At 40.1% G+C, this 20,214-nt stretch carries 18 protein-coding genes, 1 tRNA gene and 1 pseudogene; 15 read left to right on the top strand and 5 right to left on the bottom strand.

Going from position 1 to position 20,214, the window contains the following annotated elements; all coding sequences use genetic code 11:
* The first annotated feature begins 36 nt into the window (after positions 1 to 36).
* On the top strand, positions 37 to 579 hold the full coding sequence (locus tag QM450_RS05775; RefSeq protein WP_414273171.1) for a GNAT family N-acetyltransferase: 543 nt from the start codon (positions 37 to 39) through the stop codon (positions 577 to 579).
* A gap of 46 nt (positions 580 to 625) precedes the next feature.
* On the opposite strand, the gene QM450_RS05770 is transcribed toward QM450_RS05775, so the two are convergent.
* The 4 genes from QM450_RS05770 to QM450_RS05755 all read right to left on the bottom strand — a co-directional run bounded on the left by QM450_RS05770 (position 626) and on the right by QM450_RS05755 (position 5,351).
* Positions 626 to 1,708, bottom strand: coding sequence for a M24 family metallopeptidase (locus tag QM450_RS05770; protein WP_414319950.1), 1,083 nt, complete (start codon positions 1,706 to 1,708; stop codon positions 626 to 628).
* Between the two features lie 114 nt (positions 1,709 to 1,822).
* The gene (gene gatD / locus QM450_RS05765) at positions 1,823 to 2,605 is read right to left on the bottom strand and encodes a lipid II isoglutaminyl synthase subunit GatD (RefSeq protein ID WP_414319949.1); all 783 of its coding nucleotides are present in this window, start codon (positions 2,603 to 2,605) and stop codon (positions 1,823 to 1,825) included.
* The gene (murT, locus tag QM450_RS05760; protein WP_414319948.1) at positions 2,605 to 3,948 is read right to left on the bottom strand and encodes a lipid II isoglutaminyl synthase subunit MurT; all 1,344 of its coding nucleotides are present in this window, start codon (positions 3,946 to 3,948) and stop codon (positions 2,605 to 2,607) included. Before murT ends, gatD begins: the two co-directional genes overlap by 1 nt.
* Before the next feature lie 86 nt (positions 3,949 to 4,034).
* Positions 4,035 to 5,351, bottom strand: coding sequence for an FAD-containing oxidoreductase (locus QM450_RS05755; RefSeq protein WP_414319947.1), 1,317 nt, complete (start codon positions 5,349 to 5,351; stop codon positions 4,035 to 4,037).
* A 339-nt stretch (positions 5,352 to 5,690) separates the two neighbouring features.
* Here QM450_RS05755 and QM450_RS05750 point away from each other — a divergent pair, with 339 nt between their 5' ends.
* The 14 genes from QM450_RS05750 (at position 5,691) to QM450_RS05685 (ending at position 19,038) form a co-directional block, all read left to right on the top strand.
* Entirely contained in the window at positions 5,691 to 7,268 is a 1,578-nt protein-coding gene (locus QM450_RS05750; protein WP_414319946.1) for a DEAD/DEAH box helicase, read from the top strand.
* 284 nt (positions 7,269 to 7,552) lie between these two features.
* A complete protein-coding gene (codY, locus tag QM450_RS05745) occupies positions 7,553 to 8,341 on the top strand; it encodes a GTP-sensing pleiotropic transcriptional regulator CodY (RefSeq protein WP_414319945.1) in 789 nt (262 codons plus the stop codon).
* A complete protein-coding gene (locus QM450_RS05740) occupies positions 8,341 to 8,916 on the top strand; it encodes a cysteine hydrolase family protein (RefSeq protein WP_281334752.1) in 576 nt (191 codons plus the stop codon). Before codY ends, QM450_RS05740 begins: the two co-directional genes overlap by 1 nt.
* An 81-nt stretch (positions 8,917 to 8,997) precedes the next feature.
* Positions 8,998 to 9,083 (top strand) — tRNA-Leu (locus QM450_RS05735).
* A gap of 133 nt (positions 9,084 to 9,216) precedes the next feature.
* A complete protein-coding gene (locus QM450_RS05730; RefSeq protein ID WP_414319944.1) occupies positions 9,217 to 10,494 on the top strand; it encodes an ABC transporter permease in 1,278 nt (425 codons plus the stop codon).
* 12 nt (positions 10,495 to 10,506) lie between these two features.
* A complete protein-coding gene (vex2, locus tag QM450_RS05725) occupies positions 10,507 to 11,154 on the top strand; it encodes an ABC transporter ATP-binding subunit Vex2 (protein ID WP_414319943.1) in 648 nt (215 codons plus the stop codon).
* A gap of 47 nt (positions 11,155 to 11,201) precedes the next feature.
* On the top strand, positions 11,202 to 12,581 hold the full coding sequence (gene vex3, locus QM450_RS05720; RefSeq protein ID WP_414319942.1) for an ABC transporter permease subunit Vex3: 1,380 nt from the start codon (positions 11,202 to 11,204) through the stop codon (positions 12,579 to 12,581).
* A gap of 70 nt (positions 12,582 to 12,651) precedes the next feature.
* On the top strand, positions 12,652 to 13,308 hold the full coding sequence (locus QM450_RS05715) for a response regulator transcription factor (protein WP_414319941.1): 657 nt from the start codon (positions 12,652 to 12,654) through the stop codon (positions 13,306 to 13,308).
* Complete coding sequence (vncS, locus tag QM450_RS05710; RefSeq protein WP_414319940.1) at positions 13,305 to 14,627, top strand: sensor histidine kinase VncS; 1,323 nt, start codon at positions 13,305 to 13,307, stop codon at positions 14,625 to 14,627. Before QM450_RS05715 ends, vncS begins: the two co-directional genes overlap by 4 nt.
* A gap of 144 nt (positions 14,628 to 14,771) precedes the next feature.
* Positions 14,772 to 15,653 carry a class II fructose-bisphosphate aldolase gene (locus QM450_RS05705; RefSeq protein WP_049531395.1) on the top strand — a complete coding sequence of 294 codons (882 nt, stop codon included), beginning with the start codon at positions 14,772 to 14,774 and terminating at the stop codon, positions 15,651 to 15,653.
* 286 nt (positions 15,654 to 15,939) lie between these two features.
* On the top strand, positions 15,940 to 16,932 hold the full coding sequence (locus QM450_RS05700; protein ID WP_414319939.1) for an ABC transporter ATP-binding protein: 993 nt from the start codon (positions 15,940 to 15,942) through the stop codon (positions 16,930 to 16,932).
* Between the two features lies 1 nt (position 16,933).
* Complete coding sequence (locus QM450_RS05695; protein ID WP_414319938.1) at positions 16,934 to 17,752, top strand: ABC transporter permease; 819 nt, start codon at positions 16,934 to 16,936, stop codon at positions 17,750 to 17,752.
* Position 17,753: 1 nt separating this feature from the next.
* Positions 17,754 to 18,539 carry an ABC transporter permease gene (locus QM450_RS05690; RefSeq protein WP_414319937.1) on the top strand — a complete coding sequence of 262 codons (786 nt, stop codon included), beginning with the start codon at positions 17,754 to 17,756 and terminating at the stop codon, positions 18,537 to 18,539.
* A 37-nt stretch (positions 18,540 to 18,576) separates the two neighbouring features.
* Entirely contained in the window at positions 18,577 to 19,038 is a 462-nt protein-coding gene (locus QM450_RS05685) for a GNAT family N-acetyltransferase (protein WP_414320015.1), read from the top strand.
* Positions 19,039 to 19,683: 645 nt separating this feature from the next.
* Here the strand turns inward: QM450_RS05685 and QM450_RS05680 are convergent.
* Positions 19,684 to 19,878 (bottom strand): annotated as a pseudogene (locus tag QM450_RS05680) (helix-turn-helix domain-containing protein); the annotation flags it as partial.
* Positions 19,879 to 20,214: the final 336 nt, after the last annotated feature.

Here is a 20,214-nt window from a genome sequence, read left to right as displayed (position 1 = left end):
AGCCCGAGCCTGAAAATAGAAAAGCGAGGTTGAATTATGAAATCCATAGGTACAAAGACATTACATACTGAACGGTTGCTATTGCGACGCTTTTGTGAAACTGATGCTCAAGCCATGTTTGAAAATTGGGCTTCTAGTCTAGATAATCTAACCTATGTTACTTGGGATCCTCATCCAAATGTTGATTTTACAAAGAACTCAATAAGAACTTGGGTAGCATCCTATGACAATCCAAATTACTACAAATGGGCCATTAGTTTCAAAGAAAATCCAGAATATGTCATTGGAGATATTAGTCTGGTCAGTATGGATGAAGAAAAATCTAGCTGTGAGATTGGATATATCTTAGGTATGGATTACTGGGGACGAGGGATCATGACAGAAGCCTTGAAAGCTGTTTTATCATTCTGTCTAGATGAGATTGGTTTTGACCAGGTAGATGCTTGCTATGCAAGTCTAAATCCTGCATCTGGGCGTGTCATGGAAAAAGCAGGTATGACTTTTTGGAAGACAATTCCAAATGCAGTTGAACGAAAAGGTTATATAGCTGATAAAATTTATTATCAAATCAAAAAATAAGATGGAAAAGAATAACTTTTCCATCTTATTTTTTATAATATACTTTTTAATCAAAATAAAGCAAATCTTTGCTAGTACTTGTAAAGAGGTCGAAGCCATCTTTGGTAACAACACCGCAGTCCTCAATGCGGACACCGACTTTACCAGGGATGTAGATACCAGGCTCAACTGAGAAGCACATGCCTTCTTCGATAACCATGTCGTTTCCTTCCATGATGGATGGGAACTCGTGTACATCCATACCGATACCATGACCGAGACGGTGGTTGAAGTACTCACCGTAGCCAGCTTTTTCAATCACTTCACGAGCTGCGCGGTCTACTTCATGAGCCGTCACACCAGGTTTGATAAAGTCAAGGGCAGCTTGTTGGGCTTCCAGAGTCAAGTTGTAAATATCTTTCTTGAACTGGTCAGGTTTACCAACAGCGACTGTACGAGTCATATCTGATGCATAACCATTCACCATCACACCGAGGTCAAAGAGGAGAAGGGCATTGTTTTCAACCTTGTTAGCTCCAGGGATACCATGCGGATTCGCAGCATTATCACCAGTCAAGACCATGGTATCAAAGCTCATTTCGTAGCCTTCGCGTTTCATAGCAAAGTCAATCTGCGCAATGATATCAGTTTCCGTATTATCAAGAGAGATATTGTCAAAACCAACTTTAACAGACTTGTCGGCGTAAACACCCGCAACCATCATCTTTTGCACTTCGTCTGCTGATTTAATCAAGCGCATACGTTGGATCAATGGAGTCAAGTTTTCAAACTCGGAAGTTTCAAAGACAGTCTTCAAGCCATGATATTTGGTCAAGATGAGATTATCAAACTCAACAGCGACACGTTTGAAGTCAAACTGTGGCAAGGCGTTTTGGATTTTCTTCCAAGGGTTTTCAGAGTCCACATAGCCCACAACTGGGAAAGAGACAGTGCTAGTCGCACGTTCAACCTCAAGGGCTGGAACGAAGAGAAGTGGTTCCTGATTTGCAAGGACAAAAAGGAACATTTGACGTTCGTGTGGATCACTGTAAAAGCCGGTGAGATAATTGATAGTGACGGGGTCAGATACGACAGCGACGTCTAGTTTTTCTGTTTCAAGATATGTTAAGATTTGTTGTAATTTAGACATAAGCTACCTTCTTTCTACCCCTCTATTTTGGCAAAAAATAGGAGAAAAAGCAAGGGAGAAGGAGAAAAGGATACAAAAAAATTCCAAGAAAGCTATCTCCTTGGAATTAGGTTTTTAAGTAAAGTCAGCCTTGCTCTTAACATCGCCGTATTCTTCAGCAACTTCTTGGCTGAGAATATCCTCGTAAGTTGGTAGAACGATGTCCTGACCGTATTTTTTCTTGAGGGCAGTAGTGACCAAGCGATAAGCTAGATTGGCATTACGAGAAAGGATTGGCCCGTGGAAATATGAACCAAAGACGTTTTTATAGTGAATACCTTCTCCGATTTTCTCTTCATTATTTCCATTTCCGTAGACAACCTGCCCCAGTGGTTTTTGGTCATCTGAGAGGAAGGTGCGGCCTTGGTGATTTTCAAAACCATAGTAGGTTTCATCAAACTCTTCATTGTGAATCTTAATATCACCGATGAAGCGGTTATTGGTTTGGTTAAGTGTGTAGTGTCCCATAACACCCAATCCTTCGATACGCTTGCCAGAAGCTTCAATATAGTATTGGCCTAATAGCTGGAAGCCACCACAGATAGCAAGGACAACACCATCATTTTGGATAAAGTTATCGATGTTTTCTTTTTTAGCAGGCAAATCACCAGCAATGATGCTCTGTTCAAAGTCCTGTCCGCCACCGAAAAAGGCGATGTCGTAGTGATTTTCATCGAAATCATCATGAAGTGAAACGATGTCAACTGTTACATGGGCACCAAGCTTTTCAGCTACGTACTTGAGCATAAGGATATTCCCATTATCTCCGTAGGTATTCATGAGGTTACCATAGAGGTGGGCGATATTTAGCTGGTAAGGATAGTTGCCGTCTTTTGAGGAAAGTGAAGTATAAACCATTAGTTCATCTCCTTTCTAACAAGCTGACGATTGGCTAGTAATTCTCGGAATTCCAGCATGGCCGTATAAGTCGCAAGGATATAAGCATGCTTGCAGTCTTGAGCTTCAATCGTTTTAAGAACTTGTTCCAGACTGCTTGTTTCAGTGATTTTATCAGCTGGATAACCAGTTACTCGAAGACGACGAGCAATTTCAGAATGACGAACGCCACCAGCATTGATTTCTGGAATATCCATGTCAGTAATTTGTTCAAAATCAGCATCCCAAATCCAGCTGGTATCAATTCCGTCTGCATAGTTGGCATTTAGGAGAACAGAAAGGCTAAACGGATAAGGAGCTAGTTTAATCATTTCAATAGCTTGGGTAGCACCAACAGGATTCTTGATGAGAACAAGCGTGCACTCCTTATCACCGATATGGAAGGTCTCCTGGCGACCGAATACAGCGCGACTCTTGTCAAATCCTTGTTTAATCAGTTGAGAATCAGCTCCAAAGTAACGAGCAATAGCGACTGCTGCGAGAGCGTTGTAGATGTTGTAGAGTCCACCGATTTGGATACCGTATTCTTGGCCGTCGATAACAAAGCGAGAGCGATTGTTGGTTAACTCAACCAATTCTGTCAGACGGTAGTCCAAATCAGGACGTTTACATCCACAATTTTCACAGATGTAGGCACCCAAGTTGGCATAGGTATTGAGCTCGTACTTAAGAATGCTATGACATTCAGGACAGAGGATTCCCTCCGTGTTGTAGTGAGCTAGTTGTGCTGGTCCTTTTTCCAAGTCAAAACCAAAATACTGAACAGGATTTGGGAAAGAGTGCTTGTAAAAAAGTGGACTATCACCGTTGAGAAGGATAGTAGCAGTAGGAACTTTCCGAATAGCATCCAAAATCATGTTGTAAGTCGTATAGATCTCACCGTAGCGGTCCATTTGGTCACGGAAGATATTGGTGATGACGAAGAGACTTGGCTGGATGTAATCACAGATACGAGAGAGACTAGCTTCATCGATTTCAAGGACAGCGATGTTCTTGCCTGTTTTAGAAGATTTGGCTGTCAAGAAGGTGGTGGTAATTCCTGTAATCATATTGGCACCACTAGGATTGGTCAGAACTTGACCATAGACTTCGTTTAAAATACCGACAGTGAGGGCGGTTGTCAGGGTTTTTCCATTGGTACCAGTAACTACGACAATCTCGTAGTTCTTCGCTAAATGTTGTAAAATGTCTTTATCAAATTGGAGGGCAAGTTTCCCTGGGAGCGTACTTCCACGTCCGAGACGACTCAAAATAAAGTGAGAAGAACGTCCAGCAAGGAGCCCAAAAGTAGTTTCTAATTTCATGTTTCTATTATATCATAAAAGCTGAAAAAGACAGATTTGAGATTTTAGAAAAAGAAAAACAGCCCAAGGAGGGCTGCTTGATAAAACTAAATCGCAAACAAGTCATTTAAGTTCTCAGCCAAGGTTGGGTGAGTGAAGATTTGTTTTGTGAAGTAAGTGTAAGGAATCTTGTTGTCCATTGCAACAGTGATGATGTTGATGATTTCTTGTGAACCTTCAGAGAAGATAGTAGCACCGAGAATCTCTTTAGTTTCAGTATTGACAACAGCTTTAAAGGCTCCACGAAGATCTCCATTTACGTGACCACGAGGCATTGCTGCAACAGGGATTTCCTTAACAGCGTATGGAAGTTTCAAATCAGCTGCTTGGCTTTCAGTCAGACCAACTTGTGAAAGTGCAGGTGTGATGAACATAGTGTTTGGTACATTGAGACGGTCTTCAAGTGTGTAGCTGCCATCGCCAGCAAGGTAGCTATAAACAACACGGAAGTCATCGAGTGAAATGTAAGTGAATTGAAGTCCACCGTTGACATCTCCGACTGCAAAAACACCAGGAACGTTTGTTTGACAGTGTTTGTCAACCTTGATCGCACCACGTTCAGTTAGTTCAATGTCTGTGTTTTCAAGTTGAAGTGGCTCCACATTTGGTTTACGTCCTGTTGCGTAAAGAAGGGCATCGAAACGATAGGTTTCATTTTCAGTCACAACAAGAACTTGGTCACCATCGTTTTTGATTTCAGTAGTATGGATATTTTGAAGCAATTCGATTCCATCTTCTTCTATGTATTGCTTAGCAAGAGCTGCGATGGAAGGTTCTGCACGAGGTAGGAAAGTATCCAAGGCATCTAGGACTGTGACCTTGCTTCCAAGTTTGTTGTAAAGACCAGCAAATTCAAGACCGATGTTTCCGCCACCAAGAATTCCAAGTTTTTCTGGTAATTTGTCTAAGTTTTGGATGCCTGTTGAGTCAAAGACATTCTTGCTTGTAGCAAGTCCTGGAATAGGCAAAACGTTTGAAACAGCACCAGTGTTGATGACGATTGTTTCAGCAGTTAGTTCTTGTTTTTCATCACCAGCTTGAATTTCGATGACTTTGTTTGATACAAAGTGAGCTTCAGCATCAAAGATATCTACGCCTGTACCAGCTACAGTAGCATAGTTTTTACTATTGAGGCGTGTAGTAACAGTATTCTTTGTTGCCATAACCTCGTCAAATGAGAGGTCTTTTTCTGCAGCAACTAACAAGGTTTTAGTTGGGATACAACCGATATTGATACAAGTTCCGCCGTACATAGCTTTGCTACGTTCAACGAGGGCAACTTTTTTACCAGCTGAAGCTAGTTTTCCAGCAAGCGTCTTACCTGCCTTACCAAATCCTATTACAATTAAATCGTATGTTAACATTTTTATTCCTCCTGTTCGATTTTCATTCTAGCACAAGAAAAAAACTTTTGCACAAATCTGCTACGGAAAATAGTTTCAGGAACCGAATGCTCTAACAAATACTTTTTGAGTGAAGCAAATCGATAGAAAAATCGTTTACATGACTTAATCAGGAGGTTAGACTATCTTTTGACCCTCTCTTATGTTATACTAGATAAGTTGCAAAAAAGCAGTACTTTTCTTTAGTGGAAAAGAAGCAACACGGTCTTTCATAAAAGATATGAAAGTACGTCATGACAAGAAAAGTATAAACTAAGCGCTATAGGATGGCTTCGCACCATCTTTAGAAAGAAGAATAACGTGAAATTTAATGAATTTAACCTTTCTGCTGATTTATTAGCAGAAATTGAAAAAGCAGGATTTGTAGAAGCAAGTCCTATCCAAGAGCAAACAATTCCTTTGGCTCTTGAAGGAAAAGATGTTATCGGACAAGCCCAAACTGGTACAGGAAAAACTGCTGCCTTTGGTTTGCCAACACTTGAAAAAATTCGTACAGAAGAAGCAACCATTCAAGTTTTGGTCATTGCACCAACCCGAGAACTAGCTGTGCAAAGTCAGGAAGAACTCTTTCGCTTTGGTCGAAGCAAGGGTGTAAAAGTCCGTTCTGTTTATGGTGGTTCAAGTATCGAAAAACAAATCAAGGCTCTTAAATCAGGTGCTCATATCGTAGTTGGAACACCAGGTCGTCTCCTAGACTTGATCAAACGCAAGGCTTTGAAATTGCAAGATATTGAAACTCTTATTCTTGATGAAGCGGACGAAATGCTTAACATGGGCTTCCTTGAGGATATTGAAGCCATCATCTCTCGTGTCCCAGAAAATCGTCAAACCTTGCTCTTTTCAGCAACTATGCCTGAAGCGATCAAACGTATCGGGGTTCAGTTTATGAAAGAACCTGAGCATGTGAAGATTGCGGCTAAAGAGTTAACAACAGAACTAGTAGACCAGTACTATATCCGTGTTAAGGAACAAGAAAAATTTGACACTATGACTCGTCTTATGGATGTGGAGCAACCAGAACTGGCAATCGTATTTGGACGTACCAAACGTCGTGTAGATGAATTGACTCGTGGTCTGAAGATTCGCGGTTTCCGTGCAGAAGGGATTCATGGAGATTTGGATCAAAACAAACGTCTTCGTGTCCTTCGTGATTTTAAAAATGGTAACCTTGATGTCCTCGTAGCAACGGACGTTGCGGCTCGTGGTTTGGATATCTCAGGTGTAACCCATGTCTACAACTACGATATTCCACAAGATCCTGAAAGTTATGTTCATCGTATCGGTCGTACAGGTCGTGCTGGTAAGTCAGGTCAGTCTATTACTTTCGTAGCACCAAATGAAATGGGCTACCTTCAAATCATCGAAAACTTGACTAAGAAACGTATGAAAGGCTTGAAACCAGCGACAGCAGAAGAAGCCTTCCAAGCTAAGAAACAAGTAGCTCTCAAGAAAATCGAACGTGATTTTGCGGATGAAACTATTCGTGGGAACTTTGAGAAATTTGCTAAAGATGCTCGTAAGTTAGCTGCAGAATTTAGTCCAGAAGAATTGGCTATGTATATCTTGAGTCTGACAGTCCAAGATCCAGATAGCCTTCCAGAAGTGGAGATTGCGCGTGAAAAACCACTGCCGTTCAAACCGTCAGGTAATGGCTTTGCTGGCAAAGCTAAGGGAGGACGTCGTGGTGAGGATCGTCGAGATCGTGATCGCCGTCGCGACAATCGTCGTGGTGAACGTCGAGATGATTTCAAAAAAGGCAGTCGCAAAAACGACCGCTTTGAGAAGGAAAAACGTTACCGTAAGGATAATAAAAAACCACGCAATACTTCAAGCGAGAAGAAAACTGGTTTTGTAATCCGTAACAAGGGCGATAAATAATAAAAAAAAAGCGGTTCACTGAGGTGGATCGCTTTTATATATTTTTATATATAAGGAGACCGAGAGTCAAGAAAAGTTTAATACGAGAAAATAGATTCATATATTTGTTATCTTGTAATGTTATATTATCAAAAATTTAGGAACCTGTCAACAAGAAAATTAGAAAAAACTAGTAAAAATTTTCGAACAGTCATGAATTGCAATTCAATAAACAATTTTCAGATAATTATTGAAATAATGATCAATTTATGGTATAATGGAAGCGATTAAATACGAGGTGAAAAATGGCACATTTATTAGAAAAAACGAGAAAAATTACGTCTATCCTGAAGCGTGCGGAGGAGAAATTACAAGATGATCTTCCATATAATGCCATCACACGCCAATTAGCGGATATTATTGATTGCAACGCTTGTATTGTTAACAGCAAGGGGCGCCTCCTTGGCTATTTTATGCGTTACAAAACCAATACAGATCGCGTAGAGCAGTTCTTCCAAACTAAGATTTTCCCGGATGACTATGTACAAGGTGCGAACATGATTTATGAAACAGAGGCCAATCTGACAGTTGATCATGATTTGAGTATTTTCCCTGTAGAGAGTCGTTCTGATTTTCCAGAAGGTTTGACAACAATTGCTCCAATCCATGTTTCTGGGATTCGTTTGGGTTCTTTGATTATTTGGCGAAATGACAAGAAATTCGAAGATGAGGATTTGATTCTTGTTGAGATTGCTAGTACGGTGGTTGGTATTCAGCTTTTGAACTTCCAACGTGAAGAAGACGAGAAAAATATCCGTCGTCGTACAGCCGTAACGATGGCAGTCAACACTCTTTCTTATTCTGAGTTACGAGCAGTATCAGCTATTTTGGGTGAATTGAATGGCAATGAAGGACAATTAACTGCGTCAGTCATTGCAGACCGTATCGGTATTACGCGTTCTGTGATTGTCAATGCCCTTCGGAAGCTCGAATCAGCAGGAATTATTGAAAGTCGTTCACTGGGGATGAAGGGAACTTATCTTAAGGTCTTGATCCCAGATATCTTTGAAGAAGTGAAAAAGAGGGACTATTAATGGCTAAGGCTTTAATTTCGATTGACTATACAGAAGATTTTGTAGCGGATTATGGAAAATTGACAGCAGGAGCTCCTGCTCAAGAAATATCAGAAGCAATCAATCAGGTAACTAGATTAGCATTTGACCGTGGAGATTATATTTTCTTTACCATTGATGCTCATGAGGAAAATGATGTCTTTCATCCAGAAAGTAAACTATTTCCCCCTCATAACCTTATTGGGACTAGTGGGCGTAATCTATATGGTAAGTTAGCTGAATTTTATCAGGAACAGGCCCAGGATAGTCGTGTTTTCTGGATGGATAAACGTCACTATTCGGCTTTTTCTGGCACAGATTTGGATATCCGTCTGAGAGAGCGTCGCGTGGATACAGTCATCTTAACAGGTGTTCTGACAGATATCTGTGTATTGCATACGGCTATTGATGCCTATAATCTTGGGTATCAGATAGAAGTTGTTAAGCCAGCAGTCGCATCCATTTGGCCTGAAAATCACCAGTTTGCACTTGGACATTTTAAGAATACATTAGGAGCGAAACTCCTTGATGAAAACCTAGTTGAAATCAAAGAATAATGTATTCAAAAAATCTGAAAAAAATCTGAAAAAAGTGTTGACAAAGTTTGTGAAAGTTGATATACTACTAAAGTAATCGACGCGGGGATGGCGGAATTGGCAGACGCGCAGGACTAAGGATCCTGTGACCGCTTTAGGTCGTGAGGGTTCAAGTCCCTCTCTCCGCATAGGAAAAGAGTTAGCTTTGGCTAGCTCTTTATTTTTATATAAACAAGGGCAAAGATTTTGCTCTTTTTTTGTGATTTCATAAACATTTCATATTTGAATATTATAATGGTTTTACAAATATGGAGGTGCTATATGAATCCCACTCAAAGAGCTTGGGCTTACGTCAGCAGAAAACGACTGAGAAGTCTCATATTATTCTTGATTCTATTTGTCTTATTGGCTGGAATATCGGCTTGTTTGACGCTCATGAAGTCCAACAAAACAGTAGAAAATAATCTCTATCGCTCATTGAATACATCTTTTTCTATTAAAAGAATAGAAGCAGATCAGACCTTTCAACTGTCTCAACTAGATGAGCTTAAAAAGATAAAGGGTCTGGAGAATATTTCACCTGAGCTAGAAACAATAGCCAAGTTAACTGACAAAGAAGTCGTTACTGGAGAACAAAGTATCCAAAGGGATGATTTGACAGAGGCTGAAAAAAATCTTATCAGTTTAATTGCTTTGGAAGATTCTTCCAAGGATGTTTTTTTTACAAGTTCCGCCTTTACCCTTAAAGAAGGAAGGCATATCCAAAAAGGGGATCGTAAAAAAATCTTAATCCACGAAGATTTAGCCAAGAAAAACAACTTAAAAGTAGGAGATAAGATTAGCTTAAATCCTGGTCAGGTAGAAGGAAATAGTGGACAAAGGCTAGACTATGAAATCGTAGGTATTTTCTCAGGTAAGAAGCAAGAAAAATTCACTGGTCTTAGCTCAGATTTTAGTGAAAACACGGTCTATACAGACTTCGAAAGTAGCCAAACTCTTCTTGGAAATAAGGAAGCTCAAGTTACTGCCGCTCGTTTCTATCTAGAAAATCCAAAAGATATGGATAGTATCATTCAAGAAGTTGAAAAGTTATCTCTGGAAAGCCAAGGTTTCCAAGTGGAAAAGGAAAATAAGGCCTTTGAACAAATCAAGGATTCCGTTTCGACCTTCCAAACCTTCCTCCAAATTTTCCTTTATGGCATTATGATTGCTGGAGTAGGAGCGCTGGTCTTGGTCTTGTCCCTTTGGTTACGAGAGCGAGTCTACGAAGTTGGTATTTTATTGGTACTAGGAAAAGGGAAAATAGCAATCTATAGTCAATTCTGCCTGGAAGTCATCCTAGTTTCATTGGCAGCTATTCTGCCAGCATTTGTGGCTGGGAATGCTATTACTTCCTATCTCTTGAAGACTGTACTTGCAAGTGGGGAGCAAGCTGCCCTACAAGATACGCTAGCAAAAGCAACTAATCTTTCAACAAGTTTTCTTTCATTTGGAGAATCTTATGTCTTTCTACTTGTGATTAGCTGCTTGTCAGTTGCACTTTGTTTTATCTTTTTATTTAGAAAATCGCCGAAAGAAATTTTATCATCCATCAGTTAAAAAGGAGAAATCATGACTTTACTACAATTACAAGATCTTACATATCGTTATAAAAATACTGCAGAAGCAGTCTTATATAAAATCAATTACGATTTTGAACCAGGCAAGTTTTATAGTATTATCGGAGAATCAGGAGCTGGGAAGTCAACACTCTTGTCTCTCTTAGCAGGACTTGATAGCCCAGTAGAAGGTGCTATCCTATTCGAAGGCAAGGATATTCGTGAACAAGGTTATTCTTATCATCGCATGCACCATATCTCGCTAGTTTTCCAAAACTATAACTTGATTGATTATCTTTCTCCATTGGAAAATATCCGCTTGGTTAATAAAAAAGCTAGCAAGGATACCCTTCTTGAACTTGGTTTAGATGAAAGTCAAATCAAGCGGAATGTTCTCCAATTATCAGGTGGACAGCAACAACGGGTTGCCATTGCTCGTAGTCTTGTCTCTGAGGCGCCAGTGATTTTAGCAGATGAACCAACTGGAAACTTGGATCCTAAGACTGCTGGAGATATCATCGATTTGCTCAAATCTCTCGCTGAGAAAACAGGCAAGTGTGTGATTGTTGTGACCCACAGTAAGGAAGTGGCACGGGCGTCAGATATTACACTTGAATTGAAGGACAAGAAACTGACTGAAATAAGAACAAACAGTAACTAAAACTTTTAAACATATTAAAAACGGAAGAAAATCTAGAAAGGAATCTTATGTTACACAACGCATTTGCCTATGTCACAAGAAAATTTTTTAAGTCTATTGTGATCTTTCTTATCATTCTTTTGATGGCTAGTTTGAGTTTGGTCGGCTTGTCTATCAAGGGGGCGACAGCTAAGGCTTCTCAGGAAACCTTTAAAAATATCACCAATAGTTTTTCTATGCAAATCAATCGTAGAGTCAACCAAGGAACTCCACGTGGTGCAGGGAATATCAAGGGTGAAGATATTAAAAAAATTACTGAAAATAAGGCCATCGAATCCTACATCAAACGGATTAATGCTATCGGTGATTTAACAGGCTATGAACTGATTGAAACGCCTGAAACCAAGAAAAATCTAACGGCTGATCGAGCTCAACGTTTTGGAAGTAGTTTGATGATAACAGGTGTCAATGACTCTTCTAAAGAAGACAAGTTTGTATCAGGCTCTTACAAGCTGGTCGAAGGTGAGCATTTAACCAATGACGACAAGTACCAGATTCTCATGCATAAAGATTTGGCAGAAAAGCATGGATGGAAGGTAGGAGACAAGGTTAAACTCAACTCCAATATCTACGATGCCGATAATGAAAAAGGAGCCAAGGAAACAGTAGAAGTAACGATCAAAGGACTTTTTGATGGACATAACAAATCTGCTGTAACCTACTCACAAGAACTTTATGAGAATACAGCTATCACAGATATTCACACAGCTGCCCAACTCTATGGTTATACAGAAGATACAGCTATCTATGTAGATGCTACCTTCTTTGTAGCTGGAGATAAGAATCTAGATACTGTCATGCAAGAATTAGGGTCTATCAACGGTATCAACTGGAAGATGTATAGCTTGATTAAGAGTTCATCTAACTACCCTGCCCTTGAGCAATCGATCTCAGGGATGTACAAGATGGCTAATCTGCTTTTCTGGGGTAGCTTAGGATTCTCAGTTCTCCTACTTGGTCTCTTACTGACACTTTGGATCAATGCCCGTCGCAAAGAAGTGGGAATTCTCCTTTCAATTGGTCTAAAACAAGCAAGTATTTTAGGACAATTTATCACAGAAGCAGTTATGATTGCTATTCCAGCGCTGATCTCAGCTTACTTCCTAGCCAACTATACTGCTCGTGCCATTGGAAATACTGTTCTTGCAAATGTCACATCAGATGTGGCTAAACAGGCAAGTAAGGCAGCCCAAGCTTCCAATCTCGGTGGTGGTGCAGAAGTGGACGGCTTTAGTAAAACACTTTCTAGTCTTGATATTTCCATTCAAGCTTCTGACTTTGCCATCATCTTTGTACTTGGCTTGGTTTTAGTAGTACTAGTTATGGCTCTTGCTTCAAGCAATCTTCTCTTTAAACAACCAAAAGAACTCTTGTTGGATAGTGAATAAAAAACCTGCTACCTATTCTCACTCAAATGAGATATAATATAGGTAGCATTTTTGATAGAAAAGGATTTATATGAAAATTCTAATTGTAGAAGATGAGGACATGATCCGTGAGGGGCTTAGTGACTATTTGACGGATTGTGGCTATGAAACCATTCAGGCAGCAGATGGTCTTGAGGCCTTAGAACAATTTTCCAATCACCAAGTTGCTCTGATTCTCCTAGATATTCAAATGCCTAAACTTAATGGTTTAGAGGTCTTGTCAGAAATCCGTAAAAGCAGTCAAGTTCCGGTCTTGATGTTAACTGCCTTTCAGGATGAGGAGTATAAGATGAGTGCCTTTTCAGCGTTAGCAGATGGTTATTTGGAAAAGCCTTTTTCTCTATCTTTGTTAAAGGTACGAGTGGATGCTATTTTCAAGCGTTATTATGATACTGGTCGTATTTTTACCTATAGAGACACCCAGGTAGACTTTGACAGCTATAGCGCCAAAGTGGCTGGTCAAGAAGTTGCAGTGAATGCAAAAGAACTGGAAATTTTAGACTATCTGGTTAGAAATGAAGGTCGAGCCTTAACACGGTCGCAGATTATCGATGCTGTATGGAAGATGACAGATGAGGTTCCTTTTGACAGAGTGATCGATGTCTATATCAAGGAACTACGGAAAAAATTGGATTTAGACTGTATTCTTACCGTGCGCAATGTTGGTTATAAATTGGAGAGAAAATGAGACGTTCAGGTTTATTTAAAAAAATTTTTATCTATACCTTCTCGGTATTTTCTACCATGGTCATTTGTTTGCATTTGGCCATCTATTTCCTCTTTCCTCCGACCTATCTCAGTCATCGTCAGGAGAGCATAGGGCAAAAGGCTACAGAAATTGCCCAGTCCCTCCAAGGCAAAGATAGTCAAGCTATTCAGGAAGTCCTTGAACTTTATTCTCAAAGTAGCGATATTAAGGGAGCCATCAAGGGAGAAATGACCCAGGACAAGTTGGAGGTCAATGATAATCTTCCCATTGATAAAGAACGACAAACGGCCTCCTTGGTTATTGAGGAAAGAGAAGTTCAAACCAAGGATGGTCAGACTATGACCTTGCAGTTTTTAGCTTCTATGGATTTGCAGAAAGAAGCAGAAGACATCAGTCTTCAATTTCTGCCTTATACTTTATTAGCGTCTTTCATCATTTCGCTCCTCATTGCCTTTATCTATGCTAGAACCATTGTTGCTCCTATTTTGGAAATCAAACGAGTAACTCGACGGATGATGGATTTGGATGCAGAAGTGAGGTTGCGCGTAGATTCTAAGGATGAAATTGGCGATCTTAAAGAACAAATCAACAGCCTTTATCAGCATCTCTTGACTGTGATTGCAGATTTGCATGAGAAAAACGAGGCCATTCTACAGCTGGAAAAGATGAAGGTTGAGTTTTTACGAGGAGCTTCCCACGAACTGAAAACACCTCTAGCTAGTCTAAAGATTCTTCTGGAGAATATGAAAGCCAATATTGGACGCTATAAAGATAGAGACCATTACCTTGGAGTTTCTCTAGGAATTGTGGATGATTTGACTCACCACGTTCAGCAAATCTTATCCCTTTCTTCAGTGCAGGAATTGCGAGATAAGAAGGAAGAAATCAATCTTCTGGATATGACCAATCTTCTATTGAAGGACTATGACTTGTTAGCCAAGGAGAGAAAAATCTCAGTAGAGAACCAGCTAACTGATCAGCACGTTTATCTAAATCCTTCAGTACTCAAGCTGATTCTTTCCAACCTTATCAGTAATGCGGTGAAACACTCTGTCCAAGGAGGCTATCTAAAAATTGGGACAGAAGATGGCTGGTTTTTCATTGAAAACACCTGTACAACAGAAGAGCAAGATAAATTTGAACAATCCTTCACGTCCTCTAGTCGACAAAGCAAGGGAGCTGGTTTGGGACTTTTCGTAGTTAAAAGTTTATTGGAAAACGAAGAAATTGACTATCGCTTTGAAAGACATGATGATCACTTGGTATTTTACATGAACCTGCCTGAGAACAAGGATTAGACAAAGAGGGAAAAGGTTTACATATCTGAAAATAGAAGAAATTCAATCGAAACCACGGGAAAAACTAGCTTTTTTTGTGAAAAAGTGATAAAATGAACAATGTAAATGGGATGTCCCATAAAAATATACAGGAGGCCTGATAAAATGGCAATCGTTTCAGCAGAAAAATTTGTCCAAGCAGCTCGTGACAACGGTTATGCAGTTGGTGGATTTAACACAAACAACCTTGAGTGGACTCAAGCTATCTTGCGCGCAGCAGAAGCTAAAAAAGCTCCAGTTTTGATCCAAACTTCAATGGGTGCTGCTAAATACATGGGTGGTTACAAAGTTGCTCGCAACTTGATCGCTAACCTTGTTGAATCAATGGGTATCACTGTACCAGTGGCTATCCACCTTGACCACGGTCACTACGAAGATGCACTTGAGTGTATTCAAGTTGGTTACACTTCAGTTATGTTTGACGGTTCGCACCTTCCAGTTGAAGAAAACCTTGAAAAAGCTCGTAAAGTTGTAGAATTTGCTCACGCAAATGGTGTATCAGTAGAAGCTGAAGTTGGTACTATCGGTGGTGAAGAAGACGGAATCATCGGTGATGGTGAATTGGCTCCAATCGAAGACGCTAAAGCAATGGTTGCAACTGGTATCGACTTCTTGGCAGCTGGTATCGGTAACATCCACGGTCCTTACCCAGCAAACTGGAAAGGTCTTCACCTTGACCACTTGCAAAAATTGACTGAAGCTGTGCCAGGATTCCCAATCGTATTGCACGGTGGATCAGGTATTCCTGATGAGCAAATCCAAGCAGCTATCAAACTTGGTGTTGCTAAAGTTAACGTTAACACTGAATGCCAAATCGCATTCGCTAACGCAACTCGTAAATTTGCTCGTGACTACGAAGCAAACGAAGCAGAATACGACAAGAAAAAACTCTTCGACCCACGTAAATTCTTGGCTGACGGTGTAAAAGCTATCCAAGCATCAGTTGAAGAACGTATCGACGTATTCGGTTCAGAAGGTAAAGCTTAATCTAGCTGAACAATACAAAACAGAAACCTGCCCCTGAGGGTGGGTTTTTTGGCGTTCTAAGAAAACTATCAAACCAGAATTTTTGATTAAAACTATTATTTTAAGAGAGAAATCTCTAATTTCATAATCTGTAGGCAAACGCTTGCATTCCATTTTTTATTAGACTATAATAGGTTGGTATAAAGCCTTTTGTAATAATAAAATGTAGAAGGTTTAGAAAGTAAGGATTTAGAATATTTGTAGTCAATAATACAATATTGCTCTTCCTTACCATAGGGAGATAGATATGGCAATGATAGAAGTGGAACATCTTCAGAAAAATTTTGTGAAGACGGTCAAGGAGCCAGGTTTGAAGGGGGCTTTACGCTCCTTTATTCATCCTGAAAAGCAGACCTTTGAAGCGGTCAAGGATTTGACTTTTGAAGTTCCAAAAGGGCAGATTTTAGGATTTATCGGGGCAAATGGTGCTGGGAAGTCGACAACCATCAAAATGCTGACTGGGATTTTGAAACCGACATCTGGTTTTTGTCGGATTAATGGCAAGATTCCACAGGACAATCGCCAAGATTATGTCAAGGATATTGGAGTTGTCTTTGGACAACGTACTCAGTTATGGTGGGATTTGGCTCTTCAAGAGACCTACACGGTCTTGAAAGAGATTTACGATGTTCCAGATTCGCTCTTTCATAAGCGCATGGACTTTTTAAATGAAGTCTTGGATTTGAAGGAATTTATCAAGGATCCTGTGCGAACTCTTTCACTAGGTCAACGGATGCGGGCGGATATTGCAGCCTCCTTGCTTCACAATCCCAAGGTTCTCTTTTTAGATGAGCCGACCATTGGTTTGGACGTTTCAGTCAAGGACAACATTCGCCGTGCTATTACCCAGATCAATCAGGAGGAAGAAACAACAATCCTCTTGACCACTCACGATTTGAGTGATATTGAGCAACTTTGTGATCGGATTTTTATGATTGACAAGGGGCAGGAGATTTTTGATGGAACGGTGAGCCAGCTCAAGGAGACCTTTGGCAAGATGAAGACTCTTTCCTTTGAACTAGTACCGGGTCAAAGTCATCTCGTTTCTCGCTATGAAGGCCTGCCTGATATGATCATTGATAGACAAGGAAATAGCCTCAATATTGAATTTGATAGTTCGCGCTACCAGTCGGCTGATATTATTAAGCAAACCCTGTCTGATTTTGAAATCCGCGATTTGAAGATGGTGGATACGGATATTGAGGATATTATCCGTCGTTTCTACCGAAAGGAGCTCTAAGATGGTCAAATTGTGGAGACGTTATAAACCCTTTATCAATGCAGGGATTCAGGAGTTGATCACCTATCGAGTCAATTTTCTTCTCTATCGGATTGGCGATGTTATGGGAGCTTTTGTGGCTTTTTATCTCTGGAAGGCTGTCTTTGATTCCTCGCAGGAGTCCTTGATTCAGGGCTTCAGCATGGCAGATATCACCCTTTACATCATCATGAGTTTTGTGACCAATCTGTTGACCAAGTCAGATAGCTCTTTTATGATTGGGGAGGAGGTCAAGGATGGCTCTATTATCATGCGTTTGTTGAGACCAGTGCATTTTGCGGCATCTTACCTTTTTACAGAGCTTGGTTCCAAGTGGTTGATCTTTATCTCTGTTGGCTTTCCATTTTTAAGTGTTATTGTCTTGATGAAAATCTTATCTGGTCAAGGGATTGTAGAAGTGCTAGGATTAACGGTACTATATCTTTTTAGCTTGACGCTGGCCTATCTGATTAACTTTTTCTTTAATATCTGCTTTGGTTTTTCAGCCTTTGTCTTTAAAAATCTTTGGGGTTCCAATCTACTCAAGACTTCCTTAGTGGCCTTTATGTCAGGAAGCTTGATTCCCTTGGCTTTCTTTCCAAAAGTTGTTTCAGATATTCTCTCCTTCCTGCCTTTTTCATCTTTAATCTACACACCAGTCATGATTATTGTTGGGAAATACGATGCCAGTCAGATTCTTCAGGCACTCGCTTTGCAGTTTTTCTGGCTTTTAGTGATGGTGGGCTTATCTCAATTGATTTGGAAACGAGTTCAGTCATTTATCACCATTCAGGGAGGTTAGTATGAAAAAATATCAACGCATGCATCTGATTTTTATCAGACAATACATTAAACAAATCATGGAATACAAGGTCGATTTTGTGGTTGGTGTGCTGGGTGTTTTTCTGACTCAAGGCTTGAACCTCTTGTTTCTCAATGTACTCTTTCAACACATCCCATCCCTAGAAGGCTGGACCTTTCAAGAGATAGCCTTTATCTATGGTTTTTCCTTGATTCCTAAGGGATTGGACCATCTCTTTTTTGACAATTTATGGGCACTAGGGCAACGCCTAGTCCGCAAAGGAGAATTTGACAAGTATCTGACGCGTCCTATCAATCCTCTTTTTCACATCCTGGTTGAGACCTTTCAGATTGATGCCTTGGGTGAACTCTTAGTCGGTGGTATTTTATTGGGAACAACAGTGACCAGCATTGCTTGGACTCTTCCAAAATTCCTGCTTTTCCTAGTTTGCATTCCTTTTGCGACCTTGATTTATACTTCTTTGAAAATCGCGACAGCTAGCATCGCTTTTCGGACTAAGCAGTCAGGCGCCATGATTTACATTTTCTATATGTTTAATGATTTTGCCAAGTATCCCATTTCAATTTATAATTCAGCTCTTCGTTGGTTGATTAGCTTTATCGTGCCTTTTGCCTTTACGGCTTACTACCCTGCCAGCTATTTCTTGCAGTATAAAGATGGACTCTTTAATATTGGTGGTTTGATTCTGATTTCTCTTATCTTCTTTGGAATCTCTCTAAAACTCTGGGATAGGGGCTTAGATGCCTATGAAAGTGCGGGTTCTTAATAGCAAAAATTGGACCAAATCATGAAAGGATTTTATGATGTTTGTAATTGAAGAAGTGAAAGATGCCAATCAAAAAATGGCAGTTGTCGCTGAGGTTTTAAAGGATTTGCCAGAATGGTTTGGAATTCCCGAAAGTACTCAAGCCTATATCGAAGGAGCCAAGGACTTGCAAGTGTGGGCTGCCTATCAGGAGAATGATTTGACTGGCTTTGTAAGCTTGTCCTATTCCAGTGAAGATTGTGCGGAGATTGACTGTCTCGGCGTAAAAAAAGCTTATCAAGGTAGAGGAATTGGGAGTCAGTTACTTGCTACTTTAGAAAGTGAAGCCAACAAAAATGTTGATTTTTTGCAGGTGAAAACAGTGGCAGAAGGATCTAATAAAGATTATGACCGAACAAATGTCTTTTATCGCAATCTTGGCTTTAAAAAATTAGAGATTTTTCCACAACTGTGGGGACCCCAAAATCCTTGTCAGATTTTGATTAAAAAGATAGGTTAAGAATCCCTGGGCATCCTTTCTTATAGTGCTATACTATAAGTGGAATCGCCGATTTAGCTCAGTTGGTAGAGCACCGCACTCGTAAAGCGAAGGTCACATGTTCAAGCCCTGCAATCTTAGAATGAATAAAAACAGTAAAAAAGCGCAAGAAATCACTTCCTGTGCTATACTGTAATTGAAATTTTTTTAGTTTGGGCGTTAGAACTGTTTCCTCAGTCCTAGCGCCTTTTCTTTTTGATAAGTCTGTTTGGTGGAGAAATGATTCTGATACTCAATGAAAACCAAAGAGCAAAGTAGGAAACTAGCCGCAGGTTGCTCAAAGCACTGTTTTGAGATTGTAGATAGAACTGACGAAGTCAGCTCAAAACACTGTTTTGAGGTTGCAGATGAAACTGACGAAGTCAGTAACATATATACGGCAAGGCGACGTTGACGCAGTTTGAAGAGATTTTCGAAGAGTATGAGAATCTTATGGGCGCAAGCAATGACGGCTTTCATTTTGATTCCTCTTTGGGAAATTCGATTGTAAAAAGAAGAAAAAGCTGAATCATTAGAATGTGCTGCAATTAATCCCGACATGGTCAAAGCTTGCTTGATATATCGATTTCCTTGCGTGATGTGTGAGGATTTCTTAATGCCAGCACTTTCATAAGACTGTTGAGCATAGTCGGCCGAATAAACCTTTTTGAAGCGCCCTTTTCCAACACATTGCAGAATTGTCCCGCGCTTGATTTCAGTATGGATAGTTTGAGGAGTTTTTCCAAGTAGAGAGGCAATTTCTCTATTTGATTTCCCTTCCTTTTTCCATCGTTCGATTAACCGACGGCTATCGATTGTCATTTGTAGTATAATGGCTTTGAATCTCTGTGCCTTTCTTGTGTTTGTGGTTGAACAGCAAGTATAACACAGAGCTGTTTTCTTATGCCTATAAGAGCTTTCATGTGACAAGAGGACCCCTTGAAGCTGTTTTGTCAGCTAAAGCAAGGCTAGTCTTAGTCTTGGACACCAGCTTAACATCATTAAGCCTCATATCAAATGAAATTGAGTACTCAGATTGAAGACAAAGTCCTTGGAAGTCAAGTTTCTAAGGGCTTTTCTTTGTGTAAAGTCGTATAATAGAGGTAAGAAGAGTTGTGAGGTGTTCCCTATGTTTCACAAAGAAAAACCTGACTATAA

The organism is Streptococcus infantis (genome assembly GCF_047464615.1).
GTDB classification, from domain to species: Bacteria; Bacillota; Bacilli; order Lactobacillales; family Streptococcaceae; genus Streptococcus; species Streptococcus infantis_Y.
This window is presented reverse-complemented; position numbering and strand designations above follow the sequence as displayed.

Excerpts from the sequence above, each read along its gene's own strand:
- QM450_RS05775 (WP_414273171.1), top strand. The coding sequence starts at position 37 with ATGAAATCCATAGGTACAAAGACATTACATACTGAACGGTTGCTATTG.
- QM450_RS05770 (WP_414319950.1), bottom strand. The coding sequence starts at position 1,708 with ATGTCTAAATTACAACAAATCTTAACATATCTTGAAACAGAAAAACTA.
- gatD (WP_414319949.1), bottom strand. The coding sequence starts at position 2,605 with ATGGTTTATACTTCACTTTCCTCAAAAGACGGCAACTATCCTTACCAG.
- murT (WP_414319948.1), bottom strand. The coding sequence starts at position 3,948 with ATGAAATTAGAAACTACTTTTGGGCTCCTTGCTGGACGTTCTTCTCAC.
- QM450_RS05755 (WP_414319947.1), bottom strand. The coding sequence starts at position 5,351 with ATGTTAACATACGATTTAATTGTAATAGGATTTGGTAAGGCAGGTAAG.
- codY (WP_414319945.1), top strand. The coding sequence starts at position 7,553 with ATGGCACATTTATTAGAAAAAACGAGAAAAATTACGTCTATCCTGAAG.
- QM450_RS05740 (WP_281334752.1), top strand. The coding sequence starts at position 8,341 with ATGGCTAAGGCTTTAATTTCGATTGACTATACAGAAGATTTTGTAGCG.
- QM450_RS05730 (WP_414319944.1), top strand. The coding sequence starts at position 9,217 with ATGAATCCCACTCAAAGAGCTTGGGCTTACGTCAGCAGAAAACGACTG.
- vex2 (WP_414319943.1), top strand. The coding sequence starts at position 10,507 with ATGACTTTACTACAATTACAAGATCTTACATATCGTTATAAAAATACT.
- vex3 (WP_414319942.1), top strand. The coding sequence starts at position 11,202 with ATGTTACACAACGCATTTGCCTATGTCACAAGAAAATTTTTTAAGTCT.
- QM450_RS05715 (WP_414319941.1), top strand. The coding sequence starts at position 12,652 with ATGAAAATTCTAATTGTAGAAGATGAGGACATGATCCGTGAGGGGCTT.
- vncS (WP_414319940.1), top strand. The coding sequence starts at position 13,305 with ATGAGACGTTCAGGTTTATTTAAAAAAATTTTTATCTATACCTTCTCG.
- QM450_RS05705 (WP_049531395.1), top strand. The coding sequence starts at position 14,772 with ATGGCAATCGTTTCAGCAGAAAAATTTGTCCAAGCAGCTCGTGACAAC.
- QM450_RS05700 (WP_414319939.1), top strand. The coding sequence starts at position 15,940 with ATGGCAATGATAGAAGTGGAACATCTTCAGAAAAATTTTGTGAAGACG.
- QM450_RS05695 (WP_414319938.1), top strand. The coding sequence starts at position 16,934 with ATGGTCAAATTGTGGAGACGTTATAAACCCTTTATCAATGCAGGGATT.
- QM450_RS05690 (WP_414319937.1), top strand. The coding sequence starts at position 17,754 with ATGAAAAAATATCAACGCATGCATCTGATTTTTATCAGACAATACATT.
- QM450_RS05685 (WP_414320015.1), top strand. The coding sequence starts at position 18,577 with ATGTTTGTAATTGAAGAAGTGAAAGATGCCAATCAAAAAATGGCAGTT.